This is a genomic window from Thermohalobaculum sediminis, from assembly GCF_023487995.1.
GTDB classification, from domain to species: Bacteria; Pseudomonadota; Alphaproteobacteria; order Rhodobacterales; family Rhodobacteraceae; genus Thermohalobaculum; species Thermohalobaculum sediminis.
Genome location: NZ_JAMFKN010000009.1, coordinates 74,099 through 96,660, shown reverse-complemented (window position 1 = coordinate 96,660; position 22,562 = coordinate 74,099). Strand labels below are relative to the sequence as shown.

The 22,562-nt window shown below is 70.1% G+C and carries 22 protein-coding genes; 15 read left to right on the top strand and 7 right to left on the bottom strand.

What is annotated here, in order from left to right; genetic code table 11:
* The first annotated feature begins 49 nt into the window (after positions 1-49).
* The 3 genes from M1105_RS16720 to M1105_RS16710 all read left to right on the top strand — a co-directional run bounded on the left by M1105_RS16720 (position 50) and on the right by M1105_RS16710 (position 1,928).
* Entirely contained in the window at positions 50-745 is a 696-nt protein-coding gene (locus tag M1105_RS16720; RefSeq protein WP_249581520.1) for a DNA-3-methyladenine glycosylase I, read from the top strand.
* Positions 746-855: 110 nt separating this feature from the next.
* Entirely contained in the window at positions 856-1,695 is an 840-nt protein-coding gene (locus M1105_RS16715; protein ID WP_249581519.1) for an alpha/beta hydrolase, read from the top strand.
* Entirely contained in the window at positions 1,692-1,928 is a 237-nt protein-coding gene (locus tag M1105_RS16710; protein WP_249581518.1) for an Lrp/AsnC ligand binding domain-containing protein, read from the top strand. The genes M1105_RS16715 and M1105_RS16710 overlap by 4 nt, the downstream gene beginning before the upstream one ends.
* A 57-nt stretch (positions 1,929-1,985) precedes the next feature.
* Here the strand turns inward: M1105_RS16710 and M1105_RS16705 are convergent, their stop codons facing one another.
* The 7 genes from M1105_RS16705 to M1105_RS16675 form a co-directional block, all read right to left on the bottom strand.
* Positions 1,986-2,225 carry a glycine zipper family protein gene (locus M1105_RS16705; protein WP_249581517.1) on the bottom strand — a complete coding sequence of 80 codons (240 nt, stop codon included), beginning with the start codon at positions 2,223-2,225 and terminating at the stop codon, positions 1,986-1,988.
* Between the two features lie 53 nt (positions 2,226-2,278).
* Positions 2,279-2,647 (bottom strand): Rap1a/Tai family immunity protein, encoded by a 369-nt coding sequence (locus M1105_RS16700; protein ID WP_249581608.1) that lies wholly within the window; start codon positions 2,645-2,647, stop codon positions 2,279-2,281.
* A 105-nt stretch (positions 2,648-2,752) separates the two neighbouring features.
* Positions 2,753-3,949 (bottom strand): geranylgeranyl diphosphate reductase, encoded by a 1,197-nt coding sequence (locus M1105_RS16695; protein WP_249581516.1) that lies wholly within the window; start codon positions 3,947-3,949, stop codon positions 2,753-2,755.
* A 3-nt stretch (positions 3,950-3,952) separates the two neighbouring features.
* Positions 3,953-5,290 carry a BCD family MFS transporter gene (locus M1105_RS16690; protein WP_249581515.1) on the bottom strand — a complete coding sequence of 446 codons (1,338 nt, stop codon included), beginning with the start codon at positions 5,288-5,290 and terminating at the stop codon, positions 3,953-3,955.
* 23 nt (positions 5,291-5,313) lie between these two features.
* Positions 5,314-6,231, bottom strand: a complete 918-nt coding sequence (gene chlG / locus M1105_RS16685) for a chlorophyll synthase ChlG (protein WP_249581514.1) — start codon at positions 6,229-6,231, stop codon at positions 5,314-5,316.
* Positions 6,232-6,375: 144 nt separating this feature from the next.
* A complete protein-coding gene (ppsR, locus tag M1105_RS16680) occupies positions 6,376-7,788 on the bottom strand; it encodes a transcriptional regulator PpsR (protein WP_249581513.1) in 1,413 nt (470 codons plus the stop codon).
* Positions 7,789-7,876: 88 nt separating this feature from the next.
* The gene (locus M1105_RS16675) at positions 7,877-8,770 is read right to left on the bottom strand and encodes a cobalamin B12-binding domain-containing protein (RefSeq protein WP_249581512.1); all 894 of its coding nucleotides are present in this window, start codon (positions 8,768-8,770) and stop codon (positions 7,877-7,879) included.
* A 396-nt stretch (positions 8,771-9,166) separates the two neighbouring features.
* On the opposite strand from M1105_RS16675, the gene bchF reads away from it, so the two are divergent.
* Genes bchF through acsF form a run of 12 tightly spaced genes read left to right on the top strand, consistent with a single transcriptional unit; the run spans position 9,167 to position 22,554 of the window.
* Entirely contained in the window at positions 9,167-9,682 is a 516-nt protein-coding gene (gene bchF, locus M1105_RS16670) for a 2-vinyl bacteriochlorophyllide hydratase (RefSeq protein WP_249581511.1), read from the top strand.
* Positions 9,682-10,959: a ferredoxin:protochlorophyllide reductase (ATP-dependent) subunit N gene (locus M1105_RS16665; protein ID WP_249581510.1), complete on the top strand. Its 1,278-nt coding sequence runs from the start codon at positions 9,682-9,684 to the stop codon at positions 10,957-10,959. The genes bchF and M1105_RS16665 overlap by 1 nt, the downstream gene beginning before the upstream one ends.
* On the top strand, positions 10,956-12,473 hold the full coding sequence (gene bchB, locus M1105_RS16660; RefSeq protein ID WP_249581509.1) for a ferredoxin:protochlorophyllide reductase (ATP-dependent) subunit B: 1,518 nt from the start codon (positions 10,956-10,958) through the stop codon (positions 12,471-12,473). The genes M1105_RS16665 and bchB overlap by 4 nt, the downstream gene beginning before the upstream one ends.
* Positions 12,448-16,188 carry a magnesium chelatase subunit H gene (locus tag M1105_RS16655; protein ID WP_249581508.1) on the top strand — a complete coding sequence of 1,247 codons (3,741 nt, stop codon included), beginning with the start codon at positions 12,448-12,450 and terminating at the stop codon, positions 16,186-16,188. Before bchB ends, M1105_RS16655 begins: the two co-directional genes overlap by 26 nt.
* A 14-nt stretch (positions 16,189-16,202) precedes the next feature.
* Entirely contained in the window at positions 16,203-17,108 is a 906-nt protein-coding gene (gene bchL / locus M1105_RS16650) for a ferredoxin:protochlorophyllide reductase (ATP-dependent) iron-sulfur ATP-binding protein (protein ID WP_249581507.1), read from the top strand.
* Positions 17,108-17,806, top strand: a complete 699-nt coding sequence (gene bchM, locus M1105_RS16645) for a magnesium protoporphyrin IX methyltransferase (protein WP_249581506.1) — start codon at positions 17,108-17,110, stop codon at positions 17,804-17,806. The genes bchL and bchM overlap by 1 nt, the downstream gene beginning before the upstream one ends.
* Complete coding sequence (locus M1105_RS16640) at positions 17,803-19,236, top strand: PucC family protein (protein WP_249581505.1); 1,434 nt, start codon at positions 17,803-17,805, stop codon at positions 19,234-19,236. The genes bchM and M1105_RS16640 overlap by 4 nt, the downstream gene beginning before the upstream one ends.
* Positions 19,237-19,254: 18 nt before the next feature.
* A complete protein-coding gene (puhA, locus tag M1105_RS16635; RefSeq protein ID WP_249581504.1) occupies positions 19,255-20,019 on the top strand; it encodes a photosynthetic reaction center subunit H in 765 nt (254 codons plus the stop codon).
* A complete protein-coding gene (puhB, locus tag M1105_RS16630) occupies positions 20,016-20,705 on the top strand; it encodes a photosynthetic complex putative assembly protein PuhB (protein WP_249581503.1) in 690 nt (229 codons plus the stop codon). The genes puhA and puhB overlap by 4 nt, the downstream gene beginning before the upstream one ends.
* A gap of 12 nt (positions 20,706-20,717) precedes the next feature.
* Positions 20,718-21,188: a photosynthetic complex assembly protein PuhC gene (gene puhC / locus M1105_RS16625; RefSeq protein ID WP_249581502.1), complete on the top strand. Its 471-nt coding sequence runs from the start codon at positions 20,718-20,720 to the stop codon at positions 21,186-21,188.
* Entirely contained in the window at positions 21,185-21,490 is a 306-nt protein-coding gene (locus M1105_RS16620; RefSeq protein ID WP_249581501.1) for a hypothetical protein, read from the top strand. Before puhC ends, M1105_RS16620 begins: the two co-directional genes overlap by 4 nt.
* The gene (gene acsF / locus M1105_RS16615) at positions 21,487-22,554 is read left to right on the top strand and encodes a magnesium-protoporphyrin IX monomethyl ester (oxidative) cyclase (RefSeq protein ID WP_249581500.1); all 1,068 of its coding nucleotides are present in this window, start codon (positions 21,487-21,489) and stop codon (positions 22,552-22,554) included. The genes M1105_RS16620 and acsF overlap by 4 nt, the downstream gene beginning before the upstream one ends.
* Positions 22,555-22,562: the final 8 nt, after the last annotated feature.

Below are 22,562 nucleotides of genomic sequence, written 5' to 3'. Positions count from 1 at the left end.
GGCGGCGGCAAGCATCGTCGTGGCGCCGCCCGTGACACGAGGGCCGCCCATGACCGTATCCTTCGAGCCCATCCGCGCCCGCGCCGCCGAACGCAAGGGCGGCGACGAGGCGCTTGCGCGCCTGCTGCCGCAGCCGAGGCCCGCCGCCGAGCTTGCCGCGATCTCCGACGATCGGTGGTTGGCGCAGATGACGCGCTCGATCTTCCAGATGGGCTTCAACTGGAAGGTGGTCGACGCGATGTGGCCAGGCTTCGAGGAGGCCTTCGAGGGATTCTCGCCGGAACGCTGGGAGACCATGAGCGCCGAGGACTTCGAGCGGCTGGTCAACGACCGGCGCATCGTGCGCTATGGCGCCAAGATCCGCTCGGTCCAGAACAACGCGGCCTTCCTGATGGCGATCCGCGCCCAGCATGGCAGCGCGGGCGCCTTCTTCGCCGGCTGGCCCGCCTCGGATTTCGTGGGGCTGCTGGAGGTGCTCAAGCGCCGCGGCGACCGGCTGGGAGGCCTGACCGGGCAGTATTTCCTGCGCATGATGGGGGTGGACGGCTTCGTGCTGTCGCGCGATGGCGTGGCCGCGCTGATCGAAGCGGGCGTGATCGACAAGGAGCCCACGTCGAAGGGCGCGATGGCGGCCGTGCAGGCGGCCTACAACGACTGGTCGCGCGAGACCGGGCTGCCGCTGATGGCGATCAGCCGCATCCTGGGGCTCAGCACCGGGCCGAACGCCACGGGCCTCGAGCCGTGAGCGGACCGCGCGGGGTCGTCCGGGCGGCACGCCGGTGGCTCGACAAGCCTGCGCGTCTTCCGCGATAGTCGGGCGCTGAGGCGAGAGGACCGGGGGAGTGCGCGGGCGCAATGATCTTTACGGCGGTGACCGACTGGGACGATGCCTATGCGAACCGGGATCACATACCGGACGCGGACGGCTATCCGCCCCGCTGGGAGAGGGCGGCGGCCAGCTTCCGTGACGCGCTGGGGCCGCGCGCACGCCTTGGCCTGACCTATGGGCCGGGCGCGCGGCAGGCGCTCGACCTGTTCCTGCCGGAGGCCGATCCACGGGGCCTCGCCGTCTTCGTGCATGGCGGCTACTGGCGGCGCTTCGACCGCCCGGTCTGGTCGCACCTGGCGGCCGGCCCGCTGGCGCAGGGCTGGGCGGTGGCGATGCCGTCCTACAGGCTGGCCCCCGAGGCGAGGATCGCCCGCATCGCGCGCGACGTCGCGGCGGCTGTCGAGCGCGCGGCGGATGAGGTCGCAGGCCCCATCGTGCTGGCGGGGCATTCCGCGGGCGGGCACCTCGTCACGCGCCTGATGTGCAGCGACGGACTTCTGGCGGACGGCGTAGCGGCGCGCGTCGGTCATGTCCTGTCGATCAGCGGCGTGCATGACCTGCGTCCGCTGCTGCGCACTGCGATGAACGCCGACCTGCGCCTCGACCCACCGGAGGCCGCATCCGAGAGCCCTGCCCTGCTCGAGCCCCGGCCGGGGACACGGCTCACCGCCTGGGTGGGGGGCGACGAGCGGCCCGAATTCATCCGCCAGTCGGCGCTGCTCGCGAATGTCTGGACGGGGCTCGGCGCAGCGACTGCCTCGGTCGTCGAGAGCGGGCGGCACCATTTCGACGTGATCGACAGCCTGACCACGCCCGATGGCGCTCTGGCCCGGGCGCTCACCGATATCCGAGGGAGAACGGGATGAACTGTGTCTTCGTGCAGCTTCGCTGCGAGCCCGGCAAGACCTACCAGGTCGCAGACGCGATCTGGGAGCGCGAGATCGTCTCGGAGCTTTACTCCACCTCGGGCGAATACGACCTCCTGATGAAGATCTACATCCCGGACGAGGCCGATATCGGCCGCTTCATCAACGAGAGGCTGCTCGACATTCCGGGCATCAGCCGCTCGCTGACAACGCTGACCTTCCGCGCCTTCTGAGCCTGCAACAACGGGAGCCGCGATCACGGCTCCCGGCCCATCCGATACAAGCGGCGATCAGAGCGTGCCGTCGCGCTTCATCCGATCGTAGAGGAAGCCGCCCGCGCCACCGACCGTCGCGCCAATCGCGGCGCCCGCGCCGGGCGAGCCGCTGAACGCGCCGATCACCGCGCCGGTGGCAGCACCCACCGCTGCGCCCGTGCCCGTGCGCGTCGCCGTATCCCTGTCCATGGTCTCGCAGCCGGCGAGCGTGATGGCAGCGACGGACATGACGACGATAAGACCCTTTCGCGACATCAGGTTTTCTCCTTCAGGAACTCGTCTTGCTTGGATGTTTGCGTGGATAACAGTCATGTGCAGGGAAAGGTTGCGCGCATCGCCTCGACGATCCCTTGCAGCGGCTCGAGGTTCGCGGAATCCGGGTTGCCCGAGGCCCAGGCGAGGAAGATCTTCCGGGTCTCGTCGCGGGTTACGACGCGACCAGGGCAGGCGACGGGCTTCACGTCGAACCGCTCGTCGCGCAGCAGCTCGGCATAGAGCTGCTCGACCCCCTCGATCCAGCCGTAGCAGAAGCCGATCGCATACTTCCCGATGTCGGAGCCCTCGTCGGCCGAGCAGAGATCGGCAAGCGAAGCTACGGTCATGGCCTCAAAATCCTCGCGCGTGGGCTCGGCCAGCGCCGCCGTCGAGGCTGCCGCGAGGGCAGCGGCGAAAAGCATCTTCTTCAATGGTCTCTCCCCATGCCTGCTTCCGCCCGCAAACCGGGCGGAGCGGGAGCAATCTAGCAGAGGAATCAGCCCCGCTCCATGACGCCGATCAATGCGTCAGGCGGGCACGAGCCCGGAGAGATGCGCGAGGTTCTTGAAGAAGATCCGCACATGAGCCAGCGGCCGGGCCTTGACCAGCTCCTTGTTCATGTAGGCGTCAAAGGTCAGCTCCTGCACGTCGCGGTCGCGGCAGATGGCGACGAAGCGCTCGCGGCGGTCGTCGTTGATGTACCAGTAGTCCTGCATCATGCGCAGGATCCAGAACACGCTGCCATGCGCGCGCATGAAGCGCCGCCGCGCCCTGGCGAGCGCCGCGGCGCGGCCGGTCGCCAGCATCTCCTCGACCGCGTCGGCGGCGACCCGGCCGCCGAACATTGCGTAGAATATCCCCTCGCCCGAGGACGGCGCCACCACCCCGGCGGCATCGCCCGCCAGCACCACGTCGCGCCCGTTGTCCCAGCGCCCCAGCGGCTGCAGCGGGATCGGCGCGCCTTCCCTGCGGATCGTCGACACACCGTCGAGGCCCGCCACGGCCCGCAGGCCGGCGGTGGCCTTCTTCACCGAGAAATCGGTCAGCTCGGTTCCCATGCCGATGCTGGTCTGCGCGCCGTGCGGAAACACCCAGCCGTAGAAGTCGGGCGAGATTCGTCCGTCGTAATAGACGTCGCACTGGTCCGGCGCGAAGTCGGCGGCGTCGGGCGCGGGGCTCTCGACAATCTCGTGATAGGCGATGACATACCGGATGTCCTGCCCGCCCGGGATCTCGTGCCGCGCGACGTTCGAGCGCGCGCCATCCGCGCCGATCACCGCGCGGGTGCGGATGCGCGCGATCTCGCCCGACTGGCCGGCCTCCCTCGGGCGGTAGCAGACCACCGCCACCCCGTCGGGATCGCGCTCGATGCGCTCATAGGTGCCGGTCAGCCGTGTGGCCCCGCTGGAACCGGCGCGGGCGCGCAGCCACTCGTCGAAATGCTCGCGGTCGACCATGCCGACGAAGCCGTCCCTGATCGGGATCACCACCTTGCGACCTTTCGGCGAGATCATCCGCGCCCTGGTGATCTTCGCGACGAGTTGCTCCTCGGGGATCGCGAACATGTCCATGGCGCGCGGCGGGATGGCGCCGCCACAGGGCTTGATCCGACCCGCGCGGTCGAGCAGCGCCACGCGCCGTCCCTTGAGCGCCAGGTCGTGCGCCGCCGTGGCACCCGCCGGGCCGCCGCCCACCACCACCACGTCCCAGGTGTCGAGGCTCATCGCTCACTCTCCCGCTATGCCGGCCGCGGCTCCGTACAGTGGCGCGTCCCGCAGGTCGCGCCCCACCCGGGCCGCGAGGATCGCCGAGACGAGGAACAGCACCCCCTCGCCCGCGAAGACGATGGAATAGGCGGCCGCCGGATCGGCCATCAGCGCGCGCGCGGCATCGACCGCGACCGTGCCAAGGAAGCCGCCGAGCCCGAAGGCCACCGCCTGCGCCGCGCCCCACAAACCCACGCGCGTGCCCTCGCGCCCGCCCGCGCCGTCCGAGGCGAGGCCCATCATCGAGCCGATGGCCGCGACCGCGAAGGCCCCGTTGAACGCGCCCAGCACGAACACGTTCAGCCCCAGCGGCCAGCCCGGGCCCATCTGCCCACCCCAGGCGAGCGCGATCAACGCAAGCGCCGAGCCGATGCAGCCCCAGATCGTCCAGCCCCGCAGCACCGCGGGCCGCCCCCTGCCCCAGGCCGTGCCGAGGACGCCGACGACCGCCATGCCCAGGAACACCCCGCCATGCTGCACGCCCGCAAGCTGCGTGGACTGCCCCGGCGTCATGCCGAAGACATGCCCGGCAAAGGGCTCGAGGATCAGGTCCTGCGCCGAATAGGCCAGCATCGAGGCAAAGACGAAGAGCGTGAAGACCCGCGCCTGCGGCTCGGCCCAGACCTCGGACAGCGCAGCGCGGAACCGCACCCTCGTTCGCCGCGGAGAGGCGTCGCTCCCCGGCAGCGCGCCGCGCTCGACGCCCGCGACGCCAAGCACCGCGAGCGTGAAGGCCAGCGCCGCCACGCCGCAGGCCACTGCGATCAGGCGCTGATGGCTGAAGGGGTCGAGCAGTCCGCCAGCGACACCCGCCGTGACCGCAATGCCGCCGATCATCATCAGCCACGCGATGGTCGCCGCCGCGGCGCGCCGAGCGGGCGCGACCCGCACCGCCATCAGCGCGAGCAGGTTCGTCCCGGCCGCACCCACGCCGATGCCGATCACCACGAAGGCCACGACCGCCGCCATAAGCCCCAGTCCCGGCGCCGAGGCCATCAGAACCGTCGCCCACGCCGCCGCCACGCCGCCCAGCGCCAGCAGCGCCATGCCCCCAAGGATCCACGGCGTGCGCCGCCCGCCCTGATCGGCGCCATGCCCCCAGCGCGGACGCATCATCTGCACGCCATAATGAAGCCCCACCAGCGCGCCCGGCAGCATCGCCGGCAGCGCCAGTTCCACCACCATCACGCGGTTGAGCGTCGAGGTCGTGAGCACCACGATCGAGCCGAGCGCCATCTGCACGAGGCCGAGCCGCACCATGCCGAGCCAGCCGAGATGACGTCCGGTCGCGCGCTGCATCCCTGCCCCCTCCCGTCGCATTCTTAGAACGCCCCGCCCTGCGCGGCGGCGCGCATCGCGAAGGCGCTGACCAGCATGCCCAGCACGTAGAGGCTCACGCCCGTGGCGTTGTACCAGGGGGCCTTGCCACGCGGGTCGCGCAGCAGAACCCGCATCGCAAGCCCCTGCGCCGCCAGAAGTGCCGCGGCCACGCCGGCATGCCACGGATGGCCCCACACCAGAAGCAGCGCCACGACAACGGCTTGCGGGACCGCCATCACCCAGCACGCGAGCCGCGCCGCGCGCGCGCGCCCCAGCACGACGGGCAGCGACCGGATGCCCAGCGCCCGGTCGCCCTCGACCGCCTTGAAGTCGTTCAGCGTCATGATGCCATGCGCGCCCGCGGCATAGAGCGCCGCCAGCGCGACGATGCGCGCATCCGGCAACGTGCCCAGCATGACGGCGGCGCCGGTGAACCAGGGCAGCCCCTCGTAGCACAGGCCCGTCGCGGCACAGCCCCACCAGCCGTTCATCTTGAGCCGGAGCGGAGGCGCCGAATACGCCCAGGCGAAGAACACCCCCACGAGCGTCGCCGCGAAAGCCCAGGCGCCCAGAAGCCCGCCCACGCCAAGCGACACGCCGCTGAGCGCCACCGCGATCCAGAAGCCCCAGCTTCCGGGGATGCGTCCCGAGGGGATGGGCCGTCCGGGCTCGTTGATCGCATCGACATGGCGGTCGTACCAGTCGTTCGCGGCCTGGCTCATGCCGCAGACCAGCGGGCCCGCCAGCAGAACGCCGCCCAGGAATTCGGGCAGCCGGTCGCCCAGCGCCACGCCGGACGAGACGACGCCGCAGCCATAGGCCCACATCGGCGGGAACCAGGTGATGGGCTTTAGGAGTTCGAGCACCGCGGCGGGCGCGGGACGGCGGCTAGACGCTGCGATGGCAAGGTTGACTGACATGACTGTCAACAGAATATGACAGTCGGCGCCGCTTGTCAGTCCGATTTGGCAACGAATGTCGAGCTGCGGCGAATTCGCGGCACGCGTGCCTGGCCACGCGACGCGCGGGCGGGCCGCGGCGGGCGGCAGTCGCCGAACGGGGGGTTACTCGCCGTCCGCGTAGTCGCGGATGCCGAAGCGGCGCAACTTGACGTAGAGGCTCTGGCGCGAGAGGCCCAGCATCTCGGCCGCCGAGGCGCGGTTGTCGCCCGTCATCTCGAGCGCGGCCTCGATATAGAGCTTCTCGATCATGTCCGTGGTCTGGCGCACCACGTCCTTCAACGACACCCGGCCCACCAGCTCGGTGAGCTGGTCGACCGACTGCGGCAGCTCGTGCCCACTGCGCGGCGCGGCCGAAATGCGGCGCGAGACATCGCGGATCACGAAGCAATAGGCGGTGACGCCGCCGCGGGCGGCGATGCTGGCCGAGATCTCGACATCCGTCTCGGTCCCGTAATCGCCGCGCAGGACAGTCGAGAACAGCCGCAGCGCCCCGCGCTCGTGCAGGTTCGCAAGCATGACGCTGAGATCGACCCCCGGCCGGCCCAGCCAGCGCTCGAGGCTCTCGCCGCGCGCCTGCTCCTCGGTCGCGATCTGCACCATGTCGAGGAAGGCGCCATTGCAGCTCTGGATCGTGCCGTCGGGCGCGGTAACCACGAAGGCGTCCGGCAGGGCCGAGACAAGGCGCGACAAGTCCGGCCCGCCATCGGCCAGCGCAGGATGGGCGCCGCCCTCGGGCAGCGCCAGGCGGACGAGGAACACCCAGGCGGTCTCCTGCCTGAGCAGCGACACCGACGCGCGGAAGCGCGTCTCGCCACCCGGCCCCGGCAGCTCGGCCTCGTCGGCGCGGCCGGTGGCCCGCACGGTGGTGAGAAGCGATTCGACGGTATCGGACGCAGGCCCCTCGAAGCAGTCGGCGAGGCGGCGGCCCATGAGCCCCCCCCGCCCGCCGCGGTCGAGCACGGCCAGCGCGGCCGGATTGGCCTCCAGCACCTTCTCGGACGCGCCGTCGACGACCAGCACCGGCTCGGAGGAAAGCTGGAAGAGCAGACGATACCGCGTCTCGAGATGCCGCAGCCGCGCATAATCCTTCTCGAGCGCCTGCTGCGCCTCGATCAGGCGCTGCTGCAGCGACGAGACGGTGCGCAGGTCGCGGCCGAAGACCACAAGCATGCGGGTCTCGTCGACCTTCACGGCCGAGTAGAGGACGGGAATGTCGATCCCGGTCTGGCCGGAATGGTTCACCTGCCGCCAGCGTGGCTCCTCGCCCGCCATGGCGTCGCGGATCAGCGCCTCGATCTTGGGGCGGCTCTCGGTGGTGACGGTGTCGATCCAGAGGCGACCGATCCAGCCCTCGGCATCCGCGAGGCCCATCTCGCGTCTGTCGAGCGCGAGATCCTGGATCACGCCCTCGGCATCGACCACCAGTGCGATGTCGGCTGCCGTCGCGATGAGCCTGGCCGCAGACACGGCTCCCAGCCCGCCCAGCGACTCCTTCGGGGCAGCAAAGTTCTTCAACGAGATATCCTCTCTCCCGAGGTCGTTTTCTGCGCCTAGTCTCCGTTTCCTTCCGCGTCAACACTTGTCTTCACGTCCGACTGTCAAGTCAGCCGCGCACCGCCTCGCCGGCACGCGCGATCGCGGCGCCCGCATCCAAGGCAATCCAGTCGGCGCCCGCGCCCGAAAACGCCTCGGGCGAGAGGCACGCGGCAGGCCCGCCCGCGATCACAACGAGGCCGGGATTGAGCGACACCCGGCGCAGCGCGCGGATCGCGTCGCCCAGTGCGCCGGCGTGACGCTCGGCGGCGAGGGAGAAGCCCGCCACGTCGAACCAGTCGCGCATCGCGATGCGGACCAGTTCGGCATGACTGGCCGATGGTCGGCAGACGACCTCCCACCCCGCCGTGATGAAGGCTTCCGCGGCCATCTCGACGCCGAAGACGTGATGCTCGCCCGGCGTCGCGGCCAAGAGGATGCGCCGCCCGGCCATCGCTGGCGCGATGCTGCTGACGATGCCCCCGCGGAACTCGCGCATAAGCCTCTGCAGGTCGGCGACACCGAGGCACACGGCGCTGAAGTCGCAGGCGTCGTCCTCCCACATCACGCCGAGGCGGCGCGCGGCGGGAGCGAGTAGGTCCGACATCATCTCCTGCGGCGCCATGCCCCGGGCATTGGCGTCGCGCAGCAACGACCGCGCCGAGCCGAGATCGCCCTGAACGAGCAGCCCGGCGAGGCGCTCGACCTCGGCCGCGACCTGGTCTGCCCCCTCGCAGCGCCGCGCGCTCTCGACCAGCCGGGGAACGATGTCGCGCTCGATGGTGGCGGCAAGCCGCCGTGCGGCGCCCGCCCGCCGCTCGCGTGCGCCCGCGGCAACGGACGTGTGGGTGGCCGATCCGTCCGGGACGCGGACCGAGGCGTCCGGCCTCGCGACCTTGTCCGGCACAGCCACCGCGCGATCGTGAGGCTCGCCGCCAAAGGCCCCGTCGTCGGTTGCGGACATGCGGCTTCTCCCTCGGGGTCATTTCCCGTTGGCGCGCCCTTTGTCTGCCGCAGGTCTGCACGGCACCGTTCGCGATGGGCGCACCTACTTGCATTCCATTGTGCAGAACACGCTCCCGGAATTGTGCGTCAATCTTGATTGACAACCAATCACGGCACTCTCTGCACAAAAGCCATCTGACCACCCGGAAAACGCCCTGACAACCAAATTCCAACCCGCCCGGAGGGTCGTATGCAGTTTGAAACGCAATTTTTGCGTTGATTTCCACCATTCCCGCTAATTTTTTTGCGCTACCGCCCGGAGCGGACGCGCTCAGTTGACGTAAACTTAGATTGACATATCTCGCGACGCAGTCGTAGCCTTCCCTCCAGGAAAGACGGTTCAGGGAGCGCGCAAGTGGCCGCCAGATACGGCAAGGCACCAGCCCGGCACCGCCTCTACACCGACGAGGAGCGGGGCCGGCGCGACCGGACGAAATGGACGGTGGTGCAGGGCGTGCTCGCACCCGTCCAGTTCCTCGTCTTCCTCGCAAGCCTTGCGCTGGTGGTCCGGTATCTCTGGACCGGGGACGGATACGGGGCCGCGACCGTGTCCATCGTGCTCAAGACGATGGTGCTCTACACGATCATGGTGACCGGCGCGATCTGGGAGAAGGTGGTCTTCGGCCGGTATCTCTTCGCGCCCGCGTTCTTCTGGGAGGACGCGGTCTCGATGCTGGTGATCGCGCTCCACACCGCCTATCTCGCCGCGATCCTCGCTGGCTGGGGCACGCCGGCCGAGCAGATGTATCTCGCGCTCGCGGCCTACGCGGCCTATGTCGTGAACGCGGCCCAGTTCCTTTGGAAACTGCGGCAGGCGCGGCTCGAGGGTGAGCGCACCCCCCGCGCGCCCGCGATGGCGGAGGCCGCGTGATGGCCCCGCCCGACGGCCTGAGCCCTGCCCCGACCACCGGCTGCGCCGAGCGGCCTGTCCGGCACGAGGCCGGCCAGCGCGAGGTGTTCTGCGGGCTCACCGGCATCATCTGGCTGCATCGCAAGATCCAGGACGCGTTCTTCCTCGTCGTCGGCTCGCGCACCTGCGCGCACCTGATCCAGTCGGCGGCGGGCGTGATGATCTTCGCCGAGCCGCGATTCGGCACCGCCATCATCGACGACCGCGACCTGTCGGGGATGGCCGACGCGAATGACGAGCTCGACCGCGTGGTGGCCGAACTGGTCGCGCGCCGGCCCGACATCCGGCTGCTGTTCCTCGTGGGCTCGTGCCCGTCCGAGGTCATCAAGCTCGACCTGTCGCGCGCGGCGCAACGTCTCAGCCGCCAGTTCCATCCCGGCGTGCGTGTGCTGAACTACTCCGGCTCGGGCATCGAGACCACATTCACCGAGGGCGAGGACGCCTGCCTCGCCTCGCTGGTGCCGGTGCTGCCGGAAACAGCCGAACCCGGCCTTCTGGTGGTGGGCGCGCTGGCCGAGATTGTCGAGGACCAGTTTGCCCGCGCCTTCGCCGAGCTTGGGATTGGCCCGGTCCGCTTCCTGCCCCCGCGCCGCGCGCGCGAGCTGCCGCCGGTCGGCCCCGGCACACGCTTCCTGCTGGCGCAGCCCTTCCTGGTCGAGACCGCGCGGCTTTTGGCGTCGCGCGGCGCGCAGCACCTGCCCGCGACCTTCCCGCTGGGCGCCGAGGGCACCACCGCCTGGCTCGCCGCCGCCGCGCGCGCCTTCGGCATCCCCGACGCCCGGTTGGCCGAGGTCACCGCGAAGGGCGAGGCGCGCGCCTCCGCCGCCATCGTCCGGCACCGCGAAAAGCTCGCGGGCAAGTCGGTGTTCTTCCTTCCCGACAGCCAGCTTGAAATCCCGATCGCCCGCTTCCTGAGCCGCGAGGTCGGCATGGAGCTGGTCGAGGTCGCCACCCCCTACCTGCATCGCGGCCTGATGGGGCCCGAGCTTGCGCTCCTGCCCGACTGCGCGTTGACCGAAGGCTCGGACGTCGACGCGCAGCTCGACCGCGTGCGCGCGGCGCGGCCCGAGATCACGGTCTGCGGGCTCGGGCTCGCCAACCCGCTCGAGGCCGAGGGGCTGACCACCAAGTGGTCGATCGAACTCGTCTTCACCCCGATCCAGGGCTACGATCAGGCCGGCGACCTCGCCGAGCTTTTTGCCCGTCCCCTCAACCGGCGCATGAGGCTCGCGGTATGAAGCTCACGCTCTGGACATACGAGGGCCCGCCCCATGTCGGCGCGATGCGGATCGCGGCCTCGATGGAGGGGCTGCACTACGTCCTGCACGCGCCGCAGGGCGACACCTATGCCGACCTTCTGTTCACCATGATCCAGCGCGACGACCGCCGTCCGCCGGTGACCTACACCACCTTCCAGGCGCGCGATCTGGGCTCGGACACTGCCGATCTGTTCAAGCGGGCCTGCGCGGACGCGGTCGCGCGCTTCCGCCCCGAGGCGCTGATCGTCGGCGCCTCGTGCACCGCGGAACTGATCCAGGACGACCCCGGCGGGCTTGCCGCGGGCATGGACCTGCCCGTGCCGGTGGTGCCCTTGGAGCTTCCCGCCTACCAGAAGAAGGAGAACTGGGGCGCGGCCGAGACCTTCTACCAGCTCGTCCGCCGCCTCGCCGCCAGACCGGCCGAGCGGACCTGGGAACGGCCGCGAGCCAACATCCTCGGGCCGTCGTCGCTGGGCTTCAGGAATCGCGACGACGCGATTGAAATCACGAAGCTTCTGGGCATTCTGGGCATCGAGATCAACGTCACCGCCCCAATGGGTTGCCGCCCCGCCGACCTCGCGCGCCTGCCGCAGGCCGATTTCAACGTCGTGCTCTACCCCGAGGTCGCCGAGACCGCCGCGCGCTGGCTCGAGCGCACCCATGGCCAGCCCTTCACCCGCACGATCCCGATCGGCGTGGGCGCCACGACCGATTTCATCCACGAGGTGGCGGGGCTGGCGGGCGTGGACCCCGCGCCCGCGCTGGCGGGCCAGCCCTCGCGCCTGCCGTGGTATTCGCGCTCGATCGACTCGACCTACCTGACCGGCAAACGGGTCTTCATCTTCGGCGACGCCACCCACGCGCTGGCCGCCGCGCGCGTCGCCACGCAGGAATTTGGCTTCGACCTCGTCGGGCTCGGCACCTACAGCCGTGAGTTCGCGCGCGACGTGCGGGCGGCGGCCGAGGCTCATGGGCTCGAGGCGCTGATCACTGACGATTACCTTGAAGTTGAGGCGGCCGTGGCCGCGGCCGCCCCCGAACTGGTGCTGGGCACGCAGATGGAGCGCCACATCGCCAAGCGGCTTGGCATCGGCTGCGCGGTGATCTCGGCGCCCGTGCATGTGCAGGACTTCCCCGCCCGCCACTCGCCGCAGATGGGCTTCGAGGGCGCGAACGTCCTGTGGGACACCTGGGTCCACCCGCTGGTGATGGGCCTCGAAGAGCACCTCCTGGGCATGTTCCGCGAGGACTTCGAGTTCAACGACACGGCCCAGCCGTCGCATCTGGGTCATGGCGCGCGCACCGAGGAGCCCGCACCCGCCCCTGCCGATGCCCCCATCTGGGCCAACGAGGCCGAGAAGGAGCTGCGCAAGATCCCCTTCTTCGTGCGCGGCAAGGCGCGCCGGAACACCGAGAAATTCGCAGCCCAACGCGGCCTTGGCACCATCACGCTCGAGACGCTCTACGATGCAAAAGCCCATTTCGCCCGCTGAATTCGGCGGGCTCCGGCTCGCCATCGTCACGCTCGACGCGCATTTCGCGAGCGCCATCGAGCGTGCGCGCCCCATCCTTGCCAGCGAAGTGCCGGGCCTCTCGCTCAGCCTGCACGCCGCCTCGGACTGGGCCGAATGCCCCGCGGCGCTCGAGGACACCCGCGCGGCCGTCGCGCAGGCCGACATCGTGCTGGTCTCGATGCTGTTCCTAGACGACCACATCCGGGCGATCCTGCCGGCGCTGGAAGCCCGCCGCCCGCAATGCGACGCGATGATCGCCTGCGTTTCGGCGGCCGAGGTGATCCGGCTCACGAAAATCGGCCGGCTCGACATGGCGAAGCCCGCGCAGGGGCCGATGGCGCTGCTGAAGAAGCTGCGCGGCAAGCGGACACCGGGCTCGTCGGGCGCGGGCCAGATGGCGATGCTGCGGCGGATCCCCAAGATCCTGCGCTTCATTCCCGGCACGGCGCAGGACCTGCGGGCCTATTTCCTGACGATGCAATACTGGCTGAGCGGGTCGGACGAGAACGTCCTCAACATGATCCGCCTGCTGGTGGACCGCTATGCCGATGGCCCGCGCTCGGGACTTCGCGGCAAACTGAAAGTCGAGCCGCCGGTCGATTACCCGGAAGTCGGACTCTACCATCCCGCCCTGCCCGGCCGCGTGACCGAGGACACGACCGCCCTGCCCGCGCCGCGCGCAGCGACCGGCACGGTCGGGCTTCTGATCATGCGCTCCTACGTGCTGGCCAAGGATACCGGCCATTTCGACGGGGTGATCGCGGCGCTGGAGGCGCGCGGCCTGCGGGTGATCCCGGCCTTCTCGTCGGGCCTCGACGGGCGGCCCGCCATCGAGCGCTTCTTCCGCCGCGAGGGGCGCACGACGGTGGATGCGCTTATCTCGCTCACCGGCTTCAGCCTGGTGGGAGGCCCTGCCTACAACGACGCGGCGGCGGCCGAGGCGGTGCTGGCCGGGCTCGACGTGCCCTACATCGCGGCGCATGCGCTCGAGTTCCAGCCGCTCGAGCAGTGGGGCGCATCGCCGCGCGGGCTCATGCCAATCGAGAACACCATGATGGTGGCGATCCCCGAGCTCGACGGCGCCACCAACCCGATGGTCTACGGCGGGCGCTCGGACGGCGCGGGCCTGCCCTGCCAGGGCTGCGAGCGCCATTGCCTGTTCGATCCCGCGACCGGGCGCGACATGCACGCCTGCGCCGAGCGCGCGGGAATGCTGGCAGCCCGCGTTGCGCGCCTGATCACCCTGCGCCGCGCAGCACGAGCCGAGCGGCGCGTGGGCGTGGTGCTGTTCAACTTCCCGCCCAATGCCGGGGCGACGGGCACCGCGGCCTATCTCTCTGTCTTCGAAAGCCTCTGGAACACGCTGTCTGCACTAAAGAATTCCGGCTACACAGTGGATCTTCCAGCGAGCGCCGAGGCGTTGCGCGAGGCGGTTCTCGGCGGCAATGCCGCGACCTTCGGGACCGACGCCAACGTCTTTCACCGCATCCCCGCAGACACCCATGTGCGCGACGAGCGCCACCTTGCGCAGATCGAGGAGGTCTGGGGCCCCGCCCCCGGTCGCGCGCAATCCGACGGCGCCTCGATCCTGGTGCTGGGCCAGAGCTTCGGCAATGTCTTCGTCGGCATCCAGCCCGCCTTCGGGTGGGAGGGCGACCCGATGCGCCTGCTGTTCGAGCAGGGTTTTGCCCCCACCCATGCGTTCAGCGCATTCTACCGCTGGCTCGACCGCGATTTCGGCGCCCATGCGGTGCTGCATTTCGGCACCCACGGCGCGCTGGAATTCATGCCGGGCAAGCAGGCGGGGCAGTCGGCGACATCCTGGCCCGACCGGCTGATCGGCGAGCTTCCGAACTTCTACCTCTACGCCTCGAACAACCCGTCCGAAGGCGCCATCGCGCGGCGGCGGGCGGCGGCGACGCTGATCTCCTACCTCACGCCGCCGGTGGCCCATGCCGGGCTCTACCGCGGGCTGGTCGAACTGAAAGCCTCGCTCGACCGCTGGCGGGCGATGGAGCCCGGCACCTCAGCCGACGAGCGCACCCGGCTGGGCGAGATGATCCAGGCACAGGCCGCGGCCCTCGACATGGTGGCGCCCGAGCCCGTCTGGATGCTGGCTGACGCCGAGGCCCGCGTGGGCCCGCTCGCCGACCAGGTGCTGGAGCTCGAATACAGCCTCATCCCGCACGGCCTGCACGTGGTGGGCGAGCCGATGCCCCCGGCGGAGCGGGCCGAGATGCTGGGCGTGGTGGCCGAGGCCGCGCACGGCCTGCACCCGGCGACCGCCGCGATGCAGATGTTGGCCGAGGGCCATTCCGCCGAGGCCGCGCTGGCCGATAGCGGCCTGCCGCGCACGCCCGAGACGATCAGCATCTTCGGGAAACTGGCCGAGACCGCCGAGCTTCTGTCGCGGGATCACGAGGCCGACGCGATCGTCCGCGCGCTCGATGGCCGCTTCATCGCGCCGGCGCCGGGCGGCGACCTGATCCGCACGACCGAGATCCTGCCCACGGGGCGCAACCTGCACGGCTTCGACCCGTTCCGCATACCCTCGCCCTTCGCGGTGGCGGACGGGCAGCGGCAGGCGGCGCGCATTCTCGAGCGGCATCTCACCGAAGGGAACGGCATCCCCGAGCGCGTGGCGCTGGTTCTGTGGGGCACCGACAACATCAAGCAGGAAGGCGGGCCGATGGCGCAGGCCCTCGCCCTGATCGGCGCGCGCCCGCGGATCGACAGCTACGGCCGCGTCTGCGGCGCCGAGCTGATCCCGCTGGACGAGCTCAAGCGCCCCCGGATCGACGTGATGGTCACGCTCTCGGGCATCTTCCGCGACCTGCTGCCCTTGCAGACCCGGATGCTGGCCGAGGCCGCGCTCAAGGCCGCGATGGCCGATGAGCCACTCGAGCTCAACTATGTCCGCCGCCACACGCTCGACTACATGGCCCGCACCGGCTGCGGCATCGAGACGGCGGCTCTGCGCGTTTTCTCCAATGCCGACGGGGCTTACGGCTCGAACGTCAACCAGCTGATCGACTCGGGCGCCTGGGACGACGAGGACGAGCTGGCCGACGCCTACTCGAAGCGCAAGTGCTTCGCCTATGGCATCGACGGGAAGCCCGTGAAGCAACCGGAACTCCTTCAGGACGTTCTGGGCGGCGTCGAGCTCGCTTACCAGACCCTCGACTCGGTGGAACTCGGCGTGACCACCATCGACCACTACTTCGACACGCTGGGCGGCATCGGGCGGGCGGTGAAGCGCGCGCGCGGCGACGAGATCCCCGTCTATATCGGCGACCAGACCCGCGGCGAGGGCAAGGTCCGCACCCTGCGCGAGCAGGTGGCGCTGGAGACCCGCACCCGCGTGCTGAACCCCAAATGGTTCGAGGGGATGCTGAAGCATGGCGCCGAGGGCGTGCGCCAGATCGAGGCGTCGCTCACGAACACCGTCGGCTGGTCGGCCACCACTGGCGCCGTGGACCCCTGGGTCTACCAGCGCGTGACCGAGACCTTCGTGCTGGACGAGGCGATGCGCCGGCGTCTGGCCGAGATGAACCCCAAGGCGTCGGCCCGCCTCGCGAACCGGCTGATCGAGGCGCATGAGCGCAACTACTGGCAGCCCGACGCGGCGACGCTGGCGGCGCTCCAGGCGGCGAGCGAGGAGCTCGAGGACCGCCTGGAAGGCGTAAGCCCCTGACGGAAGGAAAGACGATGGCACCGCTCGAGACCCCGACCCTGCCCAGGCGCCGCCGCGAGGACGGCGAGGGCAGCGTGCAGGTCCACATGGACCCGGCGATGAAGATCGAGGGGGCCAAGGTCTTTTCGGTCTACGGCAAGGGGGGCATCGGCAAGTCCACCACCTCGTCGAACCTCTCGGCCGCCTTCTCGAAGCTTGGGAAGAAGGTCCTGCAGATCGGCTGCGACCCCAAGCACGACTCGACCTTCACGCTCACGAAGCGCCTGGTGCCGACCGTGATCGACGTGCTGGAGAGCGTGAACTTCCACCCCGAGGAGCTGCGCCCCGAGGATTTCGTCTACGAGGGCTACAACGGCGTCATGTGCGTCGAGGCGGGCGGCCCGCCGGCCGGCACCGGCTGCGGCGGCTATGTCGTGGGCCAGACCGTGCGGCTGCTCAAGGAGCACCACCTGCTCGAGGACACCGACGTCGTGATCTTCGACGTGCTGGGCGACGTGGTCTGCGGTGGCTTTGCCGCGCCCCTGCAGCATGCCGACCGGGCGGTGATCGTGACCGCGAACGACTTTGACTCGATCTACGCGATGAACCGGATCGTGGCCGCCGTTCAGGCCAAGTCGAAGAACTATTCGGTACGCCTCGCCGGCTGCGTCGCCAACCGTTCGCGCGAGACCAACGAGGTCGACCGCTATTGCGAGAAGGTGGGCTTCAGGCGCCTCGCGCATCTGCCCGACCTCGACGCCATCCGGCGCAGCCGCCTCAAGAAGTGCACGCTGTTCGAGATGGGCGAGGGCGACGAGGACATCGTGCAGGTCCAGAAGGAATACATCCGCCTAGCCGAGACGCTGTGGAACGGGACCGAGCCGCTTGCGCCCGCCCCGATGAAGGACCGCGACATTTTCGAATTGCTGGGTTTCGACTGATGAGCAACCTCTCCGACACCCCCACCTTCGCCTCGCGCCGCGCGGAGCTTCAGGACTATTTCGACCGCACGGCCTTCGAGGCGTGGCGGCGCCTGACCTCGGACGCGCCGGTGAGCCGGATCCGCGAAACGGTGCGCCGCGGCCGCGACGACATGCGCGCGACGATCCTGTCGTGGCTGCCCGCCGACCTTGGCGGCCTGCGCCTGCTCGATGCCGGCTGCGGGACCGGGGCGCTGGCGGTCGAGGCGGCACGGCGCGGCGCCGAAGTGGTCGCGATCGACGTGGCAAGGGGCCTCGTGGAAGTGGCAGCCGAGCGCGCGCCCGCCGCGACGAAGGGCCTGATCGAGTGGCGCGCGGGCGATATGCTCGACCCAGCGCTCGGCCGGTTCGACCATGTGGTGGCGATGGACAGCCTGATCCACTACGCCACGCCCGACATGGTGCGGGCGGTGGCGGCGCTGGCGGCGCGCACGCGGGGGTCGGTGATCTTCACCTTCGCGCCCCGCACGGCGCTGCTCAGCGCCATGCACCTCACGGGGCGGCTGTTCCCGCGCGCCGACCGCGCGCCCGCGATCGTTCCCGCCCCCGGACGCCGCCTCGCCGCGGCGCTGGCGGGCGAGGGCCTGAAGGTCGGGCGCACTCGCCGCATCGCCTGCGGCTTCTACACCTCGCAGGCGCTTGAGGTGCTCGCGCCATGAGACCCCGGCTGCGCCAGCTCGTGAACCCGATGCTCGCCATCCCGCGGCGCTACATGCCGTTCTCGGACGCTGCGAGCCCGGAACTGCCGCTGCCGCGGTTGCTGCGGCTGTCGCTGTTCCAGGTCTCGGTCGGCATGGCGATCGTGCTGCTCACGGGCACGCTCAACCGGGTGATGATCGTCGAACTGGGCGTGCCCGCGTGGATCGTCGCGCTGATGGTTGCGCTGCCGGTGCTGTTCGCGCCGTTCCGGGCGTTGGTGGGCTTCCGCTCGGACACGCACAAGTCGGCCTTGGGATGGCGGCGGATCCCCTACCTCTGGTACGGCACCCTTCTGCAATGGGGCGGCCTCGCCTTCATGCCGATGGCGCTGATCCTGATGTCGGGCGACACCACGGGGCCATATTGGGTCGGGCCTGCCGCGGCGGCGCTGGCGTTCTTCATGGTGGGCGCGGGGCTCCACACGACGCAGACGGCGGGGCTCGCGCTCGCCACCGACATCGCGCCCGAGGAAACGCGCCCCCGGGTGGTGGCGCTTCTCTATGTCATGCTGCTCGTCGGCATGGCGGGCTCGGCCATCCTGTTCGGTTGGCTGCTCGCCGATTTCAGCAAGGTCCGGCTGATCCAGATCGTACAGGGCGCGGCGGTGGCGACGCTGGTCATCAACCTGTTCGCGCTGTGGAAGCAGGAAGTCCTCAAGCCCCACCTCACCCGCCACGACATCCCCCGCCCCAGCTTCCGCGAGGCCTGGGGCGACCTGATGGCGGGCGGGCGGGCCGGGCGGCTGCTGGTCGCCATCGGCCTCGGCACCGCAGGCTTCTCGATGCAGGACGTGCTGCTCGAGCCCTATGGCGGCGAGGTGCTGGGGCTTTCGGTCTCGGACACCACGCTTCTCACCGCGATCCTCGCCTCGGGCTCGCTGGCCGGCTTCGCGCTGGCGGGGCGGCGGCTGATCCGCGGCGCCGACCCCTGCCGCCTCGCGGCCTGGGGGGCGGTGGTAGGGGTCTTTGCCTTCGCCGCCGTCATCCTCGCGGCGCCGCTGGGTTCGGGGGTGCTGTTCCGCGTGGGGACCGCATTGATCGGTTTCGGCGGCGGGCTGTTCGCGGTGGGCACGCTCACCGCGGCTATGGACCTCGCGCGCGCGGGCGGCTCGGGCCTCGCGCTCGGCGCCTGGGGCTCGGTGCAGGCGACCGCGATGGGGCTCGCCGTCGCATCGGGCGGGGCGCTGCGCGATGTCGTGGGCGGACTCGCGCAGTCGGGCGCGCTCGGCCCCGCGCTTGGCGACGCCTCGGCGGGATACGGCTTCGTCTACCACGTCGAGATCGCCCTTCTCTTCGCAACCCTTATCGCGATCGGCCCCCTCGTCCGCAGGGCGGGCACGGGCCGGGCGCGCAAGTCCAGTGAATTCGGCCTCGCCGAATTCCCGGCCTGACAACCAGTGGAGGATCCCATGGCCGCAGAATACATCGTCGGGACCATCGATGCGGCGCAGATCGCGCTCTATGCCTTCTGGCTCTTCTTCGCGGGCCTGATCGTCTACCTGGTGCGCGAGAGCATGCGCGAGGGCTTCCCCGCCATCTCCGAGACCACCGGCAAGACGCTGCGCGGCGGGCTCATCCTGTCGCTGCCCGAGCCCAAGACCTTCATCCGCTCGGACGGCTCGACCGTGACGGTGCCCGAGCCGATGAACGAATACGCGCTGAAGGCCGAACCGACCAACGCCTATACCGGCGCACCGCTCACCCCCACCGGCGACCCGCTGGTCGACGGCATCGGCCCCGCCGCCTGGGCGCAGCGTCCCGACCGGCCGGACGTGACCGCGCATGGCGACAACCGCATCGTGCCGCTGCGCTCGGCCAAGGAGTTCTGGCTGGACGGGCGCGACCCCGACCCGCGGGGGATGAAGGTCGTCTGCCTCGACAGCGCCTCGCCCGGCACGGTGTCGGACGTCTGGATCGACCGGGCGGAATACATGGTCCGCTACCTCGAGGTGCAGACGGGCGAGCGCAAGGTCATGCTGCCGATGACCATGGCGGTGATCGACCCCGACCGCGCGGTGGTGCGTGTGAAGTCGGTGACCGCCGACCAGATGACCCGCGCGCCGGGCACGAAAAAGGCCACCTCGGTCACACTGCTCGAGGAGGACAGGATCGGCGCCTACTACGCGGGCGGCACCCTCTACGCGACGCCCGCGCGCACGGAGCCGCTGCTGTGAGCCACGACGATTTCGCCTTCGAGCCCGTCCGCGGGCTGCCTGGCCTGCTGCCGCGGGGCGAGCGGGTGCTCTGGCAGGGCGCGCCCGCGTGGCGGCCCCTCGCGCGGCGCGCGTTCCACACGCGGGCCGTGGCGGTCTGGTTCGGGGCGATCGTGGCCTTCCGCCTCGGCCAGGCGCTGACCGGGACGATGACGCCCGGTGATGCCGCGCTCTCGATCGCCATGACGGCGGGCGTGGGAGCGGTGGGCGTCGGCATCCTCGCGGCGCTGGCCTGGGGTTACGGGCGGACGACCGTCTATACCATCACCAACCGGCGCGTCGTGATCCGCTTCGGGCTCGCGCTCGACATGTCGATCAATCTGCCCTTCCGGCAGATAGCCTCCGCCGCGGCGCGGCAGTTCCCCGACGGCACCTGCGACCTGCCGCTCAGGCTCGCGGGCAAGGACCGGCTCGCATACCTGCATCTGTGGCCGAACGTCCGGCCCTGGCGCTTCCGCGACCCCGAGCCGATGCTGCGCGCCGTGCCCGAGGGCGAGAAGGTCGCGGCGATCCTCGCCGATGCCCTGCGCGCCCACGCCGAGGCAAGCGCCCGCGGCGAGGAGCCCGCCGCCGAACCTCGCCCCGCCCGCGAGCCGCGGGCCGCGGGCACCCCCATGCCCGCCGGCCACCTGGCCGCGGCCGGCTGAGGAGAGAGCGCGATGACCACCACCACCCGCCGCCATGACGACGAGGTGCCGCGCGCCGTGCTGATCGCGGCGGGCGCCCTCATTCTGTTCGTGTTTGCGGGCGTGGCCTTCATCCGCCTGACCACGACGCCCGTACCGCCGGGCCCGGTGACCCCGGCGGCGGTGATGCAGACCCGCGACCTCGCCTTCCGCGACAACCCCGAGGGCGGGGTCACGGTCTGGGACGTGCGCGAGGACCGTCTTGCCGCCGTGCTGGTGCCCGGCGAAGGCGGCTTCATCCGCGGCGTCCTGCGCGCCATGGCGCGCGAGCGCCGCACCGAGGGCGTCGCCCCCGGCGGCGCCTTCCGCCTCACCGCCCATGCCGACGGACGTCTGTCGATCGAGGACCTGGCCACCGGCCGGGTGATCGACATCAACGCCTTCGGCATCGACAACGCCCGCGCCTTCGCAACCCTTCTATCCGCAAAGGGAGAGCTGCAATGAACCCGTTCGCACCGTTCGGGCGCGAGAGGATCGACGTGGACTGCACCGTCGAGGTGCGCAACACGTTCGACGAACTCTCGGCCCATGTCGAATTGCAGGACGGCGTCCTGATCCGCCCCGGAGACGAGGTGCTGGTCCATGGCCGCCCGATCGAGGTGCCTTATGGCGAGACCGTGCGCATGACGCGGCGCGCCACCGTGACCCGCGCGACCGCCGCCGAGCGGCTCTGGACCCGGCTCACGGGTGATTTCGACTACATTGAACTGCTGGAATTCAGCTTCTCCGAGGAGGCGCTGTCATGAACGCGCATACGGACATCGACGCCGCCGTCAGCGAGACGACCCGGATGGCGCAGGAGACCACGCTGCTGAATCCGCGCTTCTACACGACGGACTTCGAGGCGCTGGACAAGACCGACGTGAGCGCGGTGCGCGCCGACTGGGACAAGCTGCTGGACGAGATGCGTTCGGACCCCAACAAGCGGCATTTCCGCAAGACCGCCGACTGGGACGAGATCGACCTCGACGCGCTCGAGCCCGAGCTCAGGCGCGAGTTCATCGACTTCCTCGTGAGTTCGCTCACCGCCGAGTTCTCGGGCTGCGTCCTCTACAAGGAGATGAAAAAGCGCGGCAAGAACCCTGATATCTGCGAGCTTTTCGCCATGATGAGCCGCGACGAGGCGCGCCATGCCGGCTTCATCAACGACGCGCTGAAGGAATTCGGCATCGGCGTGAACCTGGGCTTCCTAACCAAGACCAAGAAATACACCTATTTCCGGCCGAAGTTCATCTTCTACGCGACCTATCTGAGCGAGAAGATCGGCTATGCCCGTTACATCACGATCTTCCGGCACCTCGAGAAGCACCCCGACCAGCGGTTCCACCCGATCTTCAAGTGGTTCCGCGAATGGTGCAACGACGAGTTCCGCCACGGCGAGGCCTTCGCGCTGCTGATGCGCGCCGACCCGTCGCTCACCTCGGGCGTCAACCGGCTCTGGATCCGGTTCTTCCTGCTGGCGGTGTTCTCGACGATGTATGTCCGCGACCATGCGCGCCCCGCCTTCCACGAGGCGCTGGGCGTGGATATCGAGGACTATGACCGCAAGGTGATCGGCCTGACCTCCGAGATCTCGCGCCAGTGCTTCCCCATCGAGCTCGACCTCGACAACCCCATCTTCTGGGACGGCTGCCGCAGGCTCGCCCGCATCTCCGAGGCGATGGCCGAGGCGTCGAGGCAGGGCCTGTGGGGCCGCATCCGCAAGGTCGGCCTCGGCGCGCGTGCGGGGCTCATCTTCGCCCGGATGTACTTGACACCGGTCAAGGACAACACCCTGCCGGCGGATGTCAGACTGCAACCTGTCTGGTGAGAAAGGCC